12 protein-coding genes and 1 tRNA gene are annotated in these 12,198 nt (G+C 56.6%); 9 read left to right on the top strand and 4 right to left on the bottom strand.

Annotated features, from left to right (window positions below; all coding sequences use genetic code 11):
- The first annotated feature begins 40 nt into the window (after positions 1 to 40).
- From IEY52_RS14275 to hisG, 8 genes are all read left to right on the top strand, one after another.
- Positions 41 to 523, top strand: coding sequence for a GNAT family N-acetyltransferase (locus IEY52_RS14275; RefSeq protein ID WP_189003383.1), 483 nt, complete (start codon positions 41 to 43; stop codon positions 521 to 523).
- A 90-nt stretch (positions 524 to 613) separates the two neighbouring features.
- Positions 614 to 1,657 (top strand): aldo/keto reductase, encoded by a 1,044-nt coding sequence (locus tag IEY52_RS14270; RefSeq protein ID WP_189003380.1) that lies wholly within the window; start codon positions 614 to 616, stop codon positions 1,655 to 1,657.
- A 7-nt stretch (positions 1,658 to 1,664) separates the two neighbouring features.
- Complete coding sequence (locus tag IEY52_RS14265) at positions 1,665 to 2,252, top strand: TetR/AcrR family transcriptional regulator (RefSeq protein ID WP_189003378.1); 588 nt, start codon at positions 1,665 to 1,667, stop codon at positions 2,250 to 2,252.
- A 420-nt stretch (positions 2,253 to 2,672) separates the two neighbouring features.
- Positions 2,673 to 4,481 (top strand): proline--tRNA ligase, encoded by a 1,809-nt coding sequence (locus tag IEY52_RS14260; protein ID WP_189003376.1) that lies wholly within the window; start codon positions 2,673 to 2,675, stop codon positions 4,479 to 4,481.
- A 25-nt stretch (positions 4,482 to 4,506) separates the two neighbouring features.
- Positions 4,507 to 4,746: a hypothetical protein gene (locus IEY52_RS14255; RefSeq protein ID WP_189003374.1), complete on the top strand. Its 240-nt coding sequence runs from the start codon at positions 4,507 to 4,509 to the stop codon at positions 4,744 to 4,746.
- 228 nt (positions 4,747 to 4,974) lie between these two features.
- Complete coding sequence (locus IEY52_RS14250; RefSeq protein WP_189003372.1) at positions 4,975 to 6,075, top strand: ATP phosphoribosyltransferase regulatory subunit; 1,101 nt, start codon at positions 4,975 to 4,977, stop codon at positions 6,073 to 6,075.
- Positions 6,076 to 6,194: 119 nt separating this feature from the next.
- Positions 6,195 to 6,887, top strand: coding sequence for a class I SAM-dependent methyltransferase (locus IEY52_RS14245; RefSeq protein WP_189003370.1), 693 nt, complete (start codon positions 6,195 to 6,197; stop codon positions 6,885 to 6,887).
- Positions 6,880 to 7,512, top strand: a complete 633-nt coding sequence (gene hisG, locus IEY52_RS14240; protein WP_229684800.1) for an ATP phosphoribosyltransferase — start codon at positions 6,880 to 6,882, stop codon at positions 7,510 to 7,512. Before IEY52_RS14245 ends, hisG begins: the two co-directional genes overlap by 8 nt.
- 188 nt (positions 7,513 to 7,700) lie before the next feature.
- Here the strand turns inward: hisG and IEY52_RS14235 are convergent, their stop codons facing one another.
- From IEY52_RS14235 to IEY52_RS14220, 4 genes are all read right to left on the bottom strand, one after another.
- Entirely contained in the window at positions 7,701 to 7,910 is a 210-nt protein-coding gene (locus IEY52_RS14235) for a (4Fe-4S)-binding protein (RefSeq protein ID WP_189003368.1), read from the bottom strand.
- Between the two features lie 42 nt (positions 7,911 to 7,952).
- Positions 7,953 to 8,567, bottom strand: coding sequence for a GNAT family N-acetyltransferase (locus IEY52_RS14230; RefSeq protein WP_189003366.1), 615 nt, complete (start codon positions 8,565 to 8,567; stop codon positions 7,953 to 7,955).
- A 101-nt stretch (positions 8,568 to 8,668) separates the two neighbouring features.
- Positions 8,669 to 9,589, bottom strand: a complete 921-nt coding sequence (locus IEY52_RS14225; RefSeq protein ID WP_189003365.1) for an SIS domain-containing protein — start codon at positions 9,587 to 9,589, stop codon at positions 8,669 to 8,671.
- A gap of 472 nt (positions 9,590 to 10,061) precedes the next feature.
- Positions 10,062 to 10,138: transfer RNA gene (locus tag IEY52_RS14220), tRNA-Arg, on the bottom strand.
- 123 nt (positions 10,139 to 10,261) lie between these two features.
- Between IEY52_RS14220 and IEY52_RS14215 the strand changes: the two genes are divergently transcribed.
- Positions 10,262 to 12,112: a peptidylprolyl isomerase gene (locus IEY52_RS14215; protein WP_229684799.1), complete on the top strand. Its 1,851-nt coding sequence runs from the start codon at positions 10,262 to 10,264 to the stop codon at positions 12,110 to 12,112.
- Positions 12,113 to 12,198: the final 86 nt, after the last annotated feature.

Raw genomic sequence — 12,198 nt, 5'->3', positions numbered from 1 at the left:
TTCTGCATGCCAAAAAGTTGAAACTGTTTTGCAATGGAGCATGCCCATTCGAAAAACAGAAGAACGTGATGCACCTGCACTGGCTTTCATTCAGGTGAACAGCATCTTGACCCATTTTTCCCCTCTGGTGCCAGCGGGCATTTTTGATGGCTTGACCGTGGAAGAACAGACCCTGGACTGGCAACAGTTCATTCAGGAAAACCGTCTGATTCTGGTTTTTGAGGACCAGGATCGGGTGGTGGGTTACGCCTATGGCAAGGTGCTGGATGGGCAGTGGGGCGAGGTGGTCTCCATGCATGTGCTGCCCGAATTTCAGAACCAGGGCATCGGGAAACAGCTTTTTGCTGCTGCCACTGAAGCATTGAAGGGTCTGGGATGCAGTTCCATTCGCCTGACCACCCTGGAGCACAACATCGGGGCCAGACGCCTGTACGAGAAGCTCTCGGGTGCCCTTTCAGGATTTGTTGCTTTTTCAGACGATGCTCCAGAGGTGAGGGAAGCTGTGTACGTCTGGCCAGGGTAAGCAAAATGGCATAGGGGTGACACAAATGGAATGACAGATATTGAAATATGTCATTCCATCAAGTAAGGTGAAGGGCAAGGAGGCTTCACCATGACCACTGCATTGAACACACCCATTTCTTCCATCGGCACCCGCCAACTCGGCAAAAACGGCCCCCAGGTTTCCACCCTGGGCCTGGGCCTGATGGGCATGTCCGACATGTATGGTCCTGCAGACCGCGCAGAAAGCATTGCCACCATTCACGAAGCACTGGAAAAAGGCATCACCCTGCTGGACACCGGAGATTTCTACGGCATGGGGCACAACGAAATGCTCCTGCAGGAAGCCCTGAAAGGCCATCCCAGAGAAAATGCCTTCATTGCTGTGAAATTTGGAGCCATGCGCTCCCCGGACGGGCAATTTGTGGGTGTGGATTCCAGACCCCAGGCTGTTAAAAATTTCCTGTCCTACAGCCTGAAACGCCTTGGAACCGATCACATCGATTTGTACCAGCCTTCCCGTCTGGATCCCAATGTGCCCATCGAAGACACCATCGGGGCCATTGCAGAACTGGTGCAGGCTGGATATGTGCGCCACATCGGGCTTTCTGAGGTGGGCGCAGACACCATCCGCCGTGCCCACGCAGTGCACCCGATTGCCCAGCTGCAAATCGAGTACGCCCTGTTCTCCAGAGGCATTGAGGCAGAGATCCTGCCCACCACCCGTGAACTGGGCATTGCCATCACCGCTTATGGGGTGCTTTCCCGTGGTCTCCTGAGCGGGCACTGGAACAAAGACCGCGCTGCAACCGCCTCAGACTTCCGCAACCACAGCCCCCGCTTTCAGGGTGAAAACCTGGACCAGAACCTCAAACTGGTGGAAGCCCTGCGCAGTGTGGCAGAGCAAAAAGGGGTGACGGTGGCACAGGCCGCCATTGCCTGGGTGCTGTCCAGAGGAACAGACATCATTCCCCTGATCGGGGCCAGAACCCGCACCCGCCTTCAAGAAGCCCTGGGCAGCCTGGATGTGCAGTTTTCAGAGGCAGACCTGGAGCAAATTGAAAAAGCAGTTCCTGCAGAGGCAGTCGCAGGAGAGCGTTACGCTCCAGCCATGATGCATCTCCTTGACAGTGAAAAGAAAAACCCCGTAGTGTAAAGCCCTGATGGCCGACGCAGAAGGACCCCTCACCACAGAAACCATCCTGGATACGGCGGAGCAGGTGCTTCGCCGTTTTGGCCTGTCCAAGGCCACCGTGGTGGACGTGGCCCGTGCCCTGGATGTGAGCCATGGCACGGTGTACCGCTATTTTCCCAGCAAAACGGCCCTGAGGGCGGCTGTCACCCAGCGCTGGTTGCACCGGGTGTCTGCTCCGCTGGCAGAGGTGAAAAACACCTCCGGGACCGCTCCTGAAAAACTGCACCTGTGGCTGACCACCCTGATGCAGATCAAACGCAGCAAAGTGCTGGATGACCCTGAACTGTTCCACGCCTACCAGAGCCTGTTCGGTGAAAGCAAGGCAGTGCTTTCTGAACACGTTTCTGAACTGCTGGACCAGCTCACTGTGATCCTTGAAGAAGGCATCCAGAAAGGGGAAATCAGGCAGGGTGATCCCACAGGTCTGGCCGAGGGGATTTTTTACGCCACTTCCCGCTTTCACCACCCCATCAACAGCCAGGAATGGCTGTCTCCCACCATCGACCGGGAATTTGAGCAGGTCTGGGACCTGATTGTGACTGGTTTGAAGACCTGAACCAGCCGTCAGCAAACACGCCTCAGAACTCAGGCAAAAGAGAGTGCTGTTGTTTTCTCCTGGGTCGCTCCCTTTTGCCTTCTTCTTGACTCTGACGATGTGCCCCGATCAAATTGGGTCGCTGCTTTCTGCTTTTAGCCCTCGGCTCTGGGCTCTCGGCAAAACCATGTGGCCCCCGGCCCTCCACCTTGACATCCCCCTCAAACTCCTGAACAATAAACCCATGAAACGGGAAAACTGTATACAATCTTTTCGGTTTTCCCTGGTGCACTGCCCGCCTCCCCGCAGGGGGTGACATTTTTTTTCTTTAATCCGTTTGCCTGCAAACTGCTGAACCATCGGCTGGTTTGTGGGACATCTGCTTTTGCTGCCCACCTGCTGCCCTCACAATGGCAGGAAGTGTCTTTTACAGGAGAAAAAATGCGACTCAGCCAGTCTTTCTTTTACACCCTGCGCGAAACCCCCAGCGATGCCGAAATCAAAAGCCACCAGCTGCTGCTCAGGGCTGGATTCATTCGCAAACTCGGCTCTGGATCTTACGCTTACCTTCCCCTGATGCAGCGGGTGATTCACAAAATTGAAGCCATCGTCCGGGCAGAACTGGAGCGCATTCAGGCCCAGGAATGTCTGCTGCCCCAGCTTCATCCCGAAGACCTCTGGCAGGAATCGGGCCGTCTGGCAGCCTACCAGTCCGAAGGGATCCTTTTTCATTTGCAGGACCGCCACAAACGGGGTCAGGTGCTGGCCCCCACCCATGAAGAAGCGGTCACCCTGGCGGTCAAAGATGTGTTGAAAAGCCACCGCCAGTACCCCGCGCACCTGTTCCAGATCCAGACCAAGTTCCGCGATGAAATCCGGCCCCGTTTTGGCCTGATGCGGGCCAGGGAATTCATCATGGCAGACAGCTATTCTTTTCACACCTCGGCGGAATCCCTGGAAGACACCTACCAGCAGGTGGGCACAGTTTACCAGCGAATTTTTGAACGTCTGGGCCTGAACGTGGTGGCTGTAGAGGCAGACTCTGGAGCCATGGGCGGTCAGAAAAGCCGTGAATTCATGGTGCTGACCGGAGCAGGAGAGGACGAGGTCCTGTACACCCAAGATGGTCTGTACGCAGCCAATGCAGAGAAAGCCGACTCCCTGTTCAGTCCTCCCATCAAATCCAGATTTACAGAACACCACAAACACCACACCCCGAACACCCCCACCATTGCCAGCCTGTGTGCCTTCATGGACTGTGATCCCACCCAGGTGGTCAAGAACGTGCTCTACCAGGCGATTTTTGCCTGTGAGGTGCTGGTTCCGGTGCTGGTCAGCATCCGGGGAGACCAGGAGGTGAATTCCACCAAACTGTCCAATGTGCTCTCTGAAATGTTCAGTGGTCTGGGAGGCCTGCAAAGCCTGGAGGTGCCCACAGCAGAACAGTTGCAGGAGTGGACCACCGGAGAACTCCCCCTGGGTTACATCGCCCCGGACCTCCCGGACAGCCTGATTGCTTTCAGAGAAGGCGTGCATGGTCAGTTTGCCCGCATCACCGACTTCACAGTGTCTGAACTGGAAAACTTTGTGACCGGAGCCAACGAGCCCGACCATCACGTTTATGGGGCCAACTGGGGCGGGAATTTTTCGCTGGGGTATCTGGCAGATGTGCGGCTGGCAAAAGTGGGAGACCGTGCCAGACACGACCCTGAGCAGCTCCTGCAAAGTGCCAGAGGGGTGGAGGTGGGCCACATCTTCCAGCTTGGAGACCGTTATGCAGACCGTCTGGGCCTGAGGTACCAGGATGCACAGGGCCATGCCCAGATTCCCCTGATGGGCTGTTATGGCCTGGGCATCACCCGCCTGGCCCAGGCCATTGCAGAGCAATCCCACGATGAAAACGGCATCGTCTGGACGCTGGCCTCCGCGCCCTATCAGGTGATCCTGACCGTTGCCAACATGGCCGATCCTGCACAGGCCGAAACGGGCCTGACCCTTTACCAGGAATTCCGTCAGGCAGGCCTGGAAGTGATGCTGGATGACCGGGACGAACGGGCCGGAGTGAAATTCAAGGATGCAGACCTGATCGGAATTCCTTACAGGGTGGTGGTTGGAAAAGGCGTGCAGCAAAGCCTGGTGGAACTGGTGATCCGCCAGACGGGAGAGAAGCAACAGGTGGCCATTGAAGACGTGCAACTGGTGCTTTTAGGTCTCTGCGTTGACAGAAAACCCTCCAGCGGCGTTTTATAAAAGGACTTACCCCAGGAGGAAACCGATGTCTGGCAACAACACTTTTCTGTACATCCTGCTGATTGCCTTTGCCACCTTTGGCATCGTTTCTGGCTACAAAGAAAACGGTGCCCAGGGGGTCATCACTGCACTGGCGCAGTATGGCATTCCTGTCGTGCTGGCCATGCTGGTCCTGCAAAACGCTACCCGCATGCGCAAACGCCGCCGTCCACCTCCCAGACCTCCGGTGCAGGAAGCAGAAAAACCAGACGATTCGGTAGATTGATCGCTGAGGGTCTTCCTGAAAGGGGAGACCGTTTCTTTTGCGCATTCTTATTCTTTGTACCGCAAGGATGTCTGCTCCTCGACCTGCATCTCCAACCTCTGCTTTCAGCTTTATGCTTTTGGCCCTTGGCTCTCAGCCCTCGGCGTTTTGCCTTCTGCCCATTTGCCCATATCACCCCACCCCTCCCGCTGACAGGGACGGGGTATCATGGGCTCTTGGAGGTTGACCTTGCCCATCATTCCTGACGGAACGCGTTTTGTGCTCCCCCCCGAGTGGGAGTGGCGTGAGTCTCTGAAACACAACATCCAGGAGGTGTTCAGCACCTGGGGTTACCAGGCTGTGCAAACCCCTGCCCTGGAAATCCATGATCCCAGCCATCCGCTTTCTGACCGGGCTTTTAAACTGGTGGATCGCGACGGCATGGTGCTGGCCCTGCGCAGCGAATACACCACAGCTGTGGGAAAACTCATTCGCACGGACCTTTCCAGTCAGCCTTTTCCCATCCGACTGCAATATGCAGGTTCCCTGTGGCTGAGGTCCATGAGCAGCGAACTGGGACGCATGCGTGAATTCACCCAGGTGGGTGCTGAACTTGTGGGGGTGTCTTCCCCCAGAGCCGATGCCGAGCTGATCATGATGGCCCTGGACGCCCTGAACAGGCTGGGGGTGCGCCATGAACTGGAGCTGGGCCATCCAGGTTTTGTGCACAGCGTGCTGGAAGAAACCGGCCTCCCCGAGGACAGCCTGAATGTGCTGCACAACATCATCGACCGCAAAGCCACCCCGGAATTGCGGTCAGAGCTGGAAAAGCAGGGCATCAGAGGCAGTCTGGAAGATCGCATCCTGTGCCTCCCGGACCTTTACGGGGGCATTGAAATTCTGGATGAGGCCCTGGAACTTGCCAGAAATGACACGGCCAGAGAAGCTGTGGAGCACGTGCGCGAAGTGGTGAACCTGACCGGCAGGGAAGACCACCTGCTGGATCTGGGCATGTCCAGACGCTACAGCTATTACACGGGCCTCACTTTCCGGGCCTACACCCCCGATTTTGGACTTCCCCTGCTGGGTGGAGGCCGCTACGACTCGGGCATTCCCGGAGCCGGTTTTGCCATCGGTCTGGAACGGGTGATGGCTGCCCTGGGGAACCCTCCAGGCCGCACCGAGCCCCAGGCCCTGGCACTGGATTTTGCTTCTGCAGAACAGGCCAGACAGGACGGATACCGCACCGAGTTCTTTCTGGACACCACCTTGGAAGCGGCTTTGCTGTACGCGAAGGAACGGGGCATTGGGCTGGTGTATTCCAGCGAAGGTGTGACGCAGGTGGAGTAAGCATCGCCATCCGGCAGAATTGCATGTGGGCTGCAGAGACCTTCTGGATCTGCAGTCTTTTTCATGGACTGGGCCTTTTTTCAGATGTGCTCAGGGAGGGTTCTTTGTAAACTGCACCCATGACCGAAGCCATCCGTGCTTACAACGACCCGGAACGCGCCAGAAAATACCACACCCAGCGGGCTTTTGATCCTCCCCGCAAGGCCCGCATGTTTGAAGTGATGCTGGACATCCTGCAGGCTCTGCTTCCTTCAGGAGGCAAAGTGCTGGAACTCGGAGCAGGAACCGGAGATTTCAGCAAGGTGCTGCTGGATTCTGGGTTCTTTTCCCAGATCCAGGTGACCGATGGAGCAGAGGAGATGCTTTCCCTGGCGAGGCAGGACCTCCATTCAGAGCAGGTGACTTTTCAATTGCTGGATTTTACGAAACCCTGGACAGCACCAGAGCCCCTGGATGCCATGGTGAGCAGCATGGCCCTGCACCATGCCCCGGACAAGCTGTTCACTGTGCAGCAGGCTTTTCAGAACCTCAGGCCAGGTGGTGTGCTCTTGATCGGAGATCATGTGGCAGGCGCAACCCCCCAGACCCACCACCTGATTGCCCTGGAACGGGCCAGGGTCAAACAGGTTCCAGCAGAAGAGGTGCCAGACTGGGTGGAACAGGACCAGGAGGCCCAGGCCAGACAGGGCAACATCTGCGAGCCTCTAGACGTTTACCTGTCCGTGTTGCAACAGGCAGGCTTCTTGCACGTAGACTGTCTATGGCGAGATTACTGGATGGCTGTGTTCCTTGCCGTGAAACCTTATGAGTGAACTTTTGCAGATCCCCGATGGCATGACCCTGACCCTCGCCCTCCCCAAAGGAAGGGTGATGGAAACCGGAATTGAACTCCTGCAAAAAGCAGGGCTTCCCCTCTCCATTCCTGAAAAAAGCCGCCTGCTGAGGCATTATTTTGGTCCCATCACCCTGCTGGAACTGCGCAACAGCGATGTGCCCACTTTTGTGGACCTGGGGGTGGCAGATGCAGGCATTGTGGGCAAAGACGTGCTGCTGGAAGCAGGCCGGGACATTTTCGAGCCCCTGGACCTCAGGTATGGCCGTTGCCGCATGTCCCTGATCCGTGAAAAAGGAGCCAATGGCCCCATCAACCGGGTGGCCAGCAAGTACCCCCGTGTTGCAGCCCAGTACCTGCGGGAAAAAGGCTCTGCTGCCGAGGTGGTCAAATTGAATGGCAACATCGAACTGGCCTGCCTGACCGGTCTGGCCGATGCCGTGGTGGACATTGTGGAGACCGGCAGCACCCTCAGGGCCAACAACCTGGAAGAAATTGAGACCATTGCAGAATCCAGTGCCCGTTTTGTGGTGGCCCGCAGCAGCCTGAAGCTCAAACGTGCAGTGCTCAGGCCCCTGATTCATCGGCTGTCTGAGCTGGTTTAGAGCAATCTGTTTTCTTCGTTTGCGATTTCTGCCTTGCTCAGATCCCCCTGTCCCTCGTTTCACTCAGGACGGTCCCCCGTCAGCGTTGGGGGATGGTGATGGCCTAAATGGAAGCCATGCCAGACGCACAACAAGTCCCCCTTTGTTAAGGGGGACCGCCTTGAAGCGCCAGCGAAAGGCAGGGGGATCTACTTCAACGTGTAAGCCAGTGCCTTTGAAGGACAGCGGTCAATGACCTCGCTGATCTCCTGGGATGTGCCGTTTTCAACTTTGATCCAGGGGCGTTCTTTTGGCTGGAACACTGCAGCAAGGCCTCTGGCGCAAATGCCGGAATGCTGGCAGATCTCGCTGTTCCAGTGCACGATGATGTCTTCTGCTTCGTAATCTCGCTGGGCCATGGTGGATCCTCCTTCAAGCTCTCAAATCAGGGTAATGCGCGGTCAGGACTCGGATTGTGGTGCAAGGTGCATCCCCAGCTGATAACCGTATTCGTGCTCACGGACCACCTCAAATCCCATGCGGTGGTAAAAAGCCACAGCACGGGGGTTGTCTTTGGAGACCCCCAGGTGCACCCCTTTCACACCCTGGTTCCTGAGCACCTGCAAAAAGGCCAGCATCAGCCGTTTGCCGTTGCCACCTCCCTGTGCTCTGGGCAGCAAATCAATGTGCAGGTGGGCAGGAAAGAGCTGGGCTTCCTGGCGGGCCGGGCAGCCATTGTGGATGGCGCGAATCATGCGGGCATCTGGGCTCTGGTCTGTCGGGTCAGGCAATGGGTACTGGTTTCTCAGAGCAGGCCACCACTCTTTTTCAGTGCGCTCCTCAAACACCTGGGAATCTGGCGTTCCCACAATGTAGCCACAGGTTCCCTGTTCATCTTCCAGAACCAGACAGGTTTCGGGATGCAGCACACCATAAGGAGCAGCATAATAGTGCCCGAGCACTTTCGGATCCCGGTACAGGCGGGTGCCGTCTTCACCGTTGTTGCCTGTCTTCAGGCAGATGTCATACAGGGCATCCAGATCATCAGGGCAGTAAAGGCGAATGCGCAGGGTCATGCATACCACTATAAGACCAGTTGAGCTGGCTTGGGTGTGGCAGCAGAAAGCAGAACAGCTGATGCTGCAGCTTCAAAAGCCTTCTGCCCTCTGCCTTCTGCTCAGTTCAACGAATCATCCTCATCGGCCCTCGGCTTGAATCCTGCATTCAGCAGGTCGGCAATTTTGGTGTCTCTGGGATCCTGATTGTACGTCAGGGCCAGATAATAACTGACCCACGCCCCGAAATACCACAGGTACAGGTTGCGGGCGTATTCGCTCAGGTTCTCTGGAGGCAGCACTGGGATGATCTCGTCGATGCGGGTCTCCAGGATTTCGCGGGCCAGTTGCATTTCTGCATCGGCCTCACCAATGACCAGGGCCACACGCTCATCACCAGACTCATGGCGGGCTTCAAAACCTCCCGAAAGGGTGATCAGGGGTTCAAACTCCAGAGGCACACTCATGGACTTCCCAATGCGACCCAGCAGGTGCTGCCATGCAGAAATCAAAGGAGCATGGCTCCTGGATGCCAGCAACAGTGGGGTGCGGGTCCACAGGGACCAGGCCATTTGCTTGGCAGGATTCTGCTCGGTGGGCACCTGAAAAGTGCAGCGTTCGGCCAGCACGGACAGGGCCTGATCGGCCTTCTCGGCTTCCTCACCGTTGCCCGTGGCATGGGCGAGGTACTGGGTGTAGGTGTAGAGGCTCAGGGGCTGGGTGGGCACCAGGTAATCCAGGTCTTTCAGGCTCTGGCTGACCCCCACACGCTGCACATGGGCACCGCTGACCTCTGCGATGTTGACCAGATCGTCCCCTTCCGGGTCGTGCACGTTGCCCAGCAGGAACTGGGTGCCCTGGGCCACCATGCTCTTGTCCACAAAGCTGGTGAGGCGCAAAGGCAATGCCCCTTCTTCGTACCCCACGGCCCCATAAGGCGCGGGGAGGGTTTTTCTGGGACCCGCATAGCTGCCTGGCAGTGCTGCCAGCAGGTCATGCAAGTTGGTGGTGTCAAGTTCTTTGCGGCTGTGGTCGTCTAACATATGCTCACTTTACTGGGATTTGGATTTTAAGGAACAGCCGAGGGCCGAGGGCCCAGGGCCGAGAGCAGAAAAGAACGTTTGCAGGAAGCTGGTTTCGACATTTGTTCGCAACTTTCGAAGAGCAAACCTCTGACCTTTACAGAACAGGTTCTGGAAGAAAAAACCATGCAGTCTTTCAGAACTGCTGGTCCAGCATAGAAAACGATGCCTGAAAAGAATGGAGCAGAGGTGCCTTTTGCTGTGTTTTTTGCCCTCGGCCCTGGGCCCTTGGCCCTCGGCGCACCGCAAGCGGTGCCCTCCACCATCCGAACATGCCTTTAAGGCTTTTCATCTAAAGGTGCTAGAATCTTCTGCGTGTGTGCAAACTGCCCAACCCCAGCCACCACGCCAGAGCGTGGCGGTCGCCTGTTGCACAATGCCATGCAAGTTGTGGTGTTTGCAATGAAAAACACCACGCGAAGCGTGGTGTGGATGGCGCACCCGACAGGATTCGAACCTGTGACCTTTGGCTCCGGAGGCCAACGCTCTATCCGGCTGAGCTACGGGTGCAGGGCAGAAGGTAAAGTAGCACGATAACCAGGAGGAAGTCAAGTGAATTCGGAAACACAACCTAGTAAGAGCCTGGGCGTAAGGATCGCCCTTGTTGCTGTCGCTGTCGCCATGCTCGGCGGGATGACCTTCACCTTCCTGCCTTACCTGCAAGGGGGCGGTCTTTCCCAGACCAAGGGAACGCCTGCCTTCAAGGTCAACGACCAGACCGTGACCGAAGAGGACATCAAAGCCTTCCAGGGCCGTTCTGCCATTTTTGCCAACACCGAAGGCATGATTGGGGATGACCTCAAACGGGTGATGGTCAGCTTCCTGATTCAGGAAGCTGCCCTCAAAGACGATGCTGCCAAGGTCAAAGTGGCCAACAGCGAAGTGCAAAAAATCATTGACGACTACCGCAAGGCCAACAGCCTGCAAGACCGTCAGAAGTGGCGGGATTACGTCACCACCAACCTGCAGACCACCGAACCCAAGCTGCGCGAGGACCTGAGAAACAACCTGCGCATCCAGAAGCGCATCGATGAGGTCAAGGCCAGTGCCACTGTGACCGATCCCGAAGCCAAACTGTTCTATGATGCCTTCAAAGACCAGTTCAAATCTGAACCCAAAGTGGTGGCCCGCCAGATTGTGGTGAAAGACCAGGCCAAAGCTGCAGACCTGCTCAAACAGGCCAAAGCTGGTGCTGACTTTGCTGCCCTGGCCCGTGCCAACAGCACCGAAAATGCCAAAAACGATGGCGCTGTGGGTGCATCTGGCACCTCCACTGAGCCCACCGAAGTGGCCAAATTGGCCTTTACAGAAGCCGTTTCCACTGCGGTGTTTGGCATGACCGCACCAGGCCTCACCGATGTCATCAAGGATGGCAACAACTACTACATCGTCAAAGTGGAAAAAGTGGTTCCCGCAGCCGCCAAAACCTTTGAAGAAGCCAAAAACGATGTGAAGGAAAAGGCCAAAGCCTTCAAAGAAGCCCAGGTTGTGGAAGCCTGGCAGGAGAGCGTGGTCAAAAACGCCAAGGTGCAGGTCATCGACTCCAAATGGAAAGTGGAAGATCCTGATGTCGCCGTGGTGGATGGACAGGGCATCAAGTACTCCAATGTGCTCAACTCCCTGTACAGCAACCAGCAGATCTCCCAGTTCATTCAGCCCGGCAATGCCCAGGCTGAGAGCTTCGTCAACCAGTTCTTCAAGCCCCAGGCTGTGGAAAGCCTGATCAACCAGTACGTGGCTGTGGAGATCGCCAGGAACCTCAAAGAGCCCTACATCGGCAGCCGCCAGCAGGTGGAAGCTGAAATGGTGTCTTACCAGGGCCGAGCTGAAACGGTCACCGAAGCCGACATTGCTGCTTTCTACAAGCAGAACCAGACCCAGTTCGCCGTTGCAGGCAGTGCTGGTCTGAAAGAAGCCACCTTCAAGGACAAAGCCAAGGCTCTGGCCTTCCGGGACAGCTTCATCAAGGGTGGAAAGGACTTCACCAAAGATGCAGGCAAGGCCGGAGGCACCGTCAACGAAACGGGCACCATCACCGACACCAGCAGCAACGTCAGCCCCATCCTGATCCAGAGCATCTTCAAATCTGGCCGTCTGACCGCTGCAGGTGAAGGCAGCCTGACCGACGTGCTGGAAGTGGACAAGAAGTTCGTGGTGGCTTACGTGTCTGATCTGGTCAAACCCAGCGTGAAGACCCTGGCCGAGGTGCACGACCAGATCCGCGATCAGGTGCTGCAACAGAAAGTCACCCAGAAGGGCCAGGCTTTCATTGCCGCCGAGCGTAAAAAGCTGAAAGTGGAGAACAAACTGGAAACGGTCCTGAAAGCCCAACAGACCGAAGTGGACGCCGCCAACCCCAAAACCCTGGAAGACTCCCAGAAAGGCACCGAGAACGCTGGTGCTGGAACGGGCACTGGTACCGAATCAACGGGCGCAGGCACGGAGTCCACGGGCACCAACGACACCAAGAAGACCGACAAGTAAGTTCTCTTGAAAACAGCAAGCCCCGCAATTGCGGGGCTTCTTTCATGCTTCAGATTTGGTGTTTTCAGGTTTGATGTTGCTGAAGG

The sequence above is a fragment of the Deinococcus roseus genome, assembly GCF_014646895.1.
Classification (GTDB): domain Bacteria; phylum Deinococcota; class Deinococci; order Deinococcales; family Deinococcaceae; genus Deinococcus_C; species Deinococcus_C roseus.
This window is presented reverse-complemented; position numbering and strand designations above follow the sequence as displayed.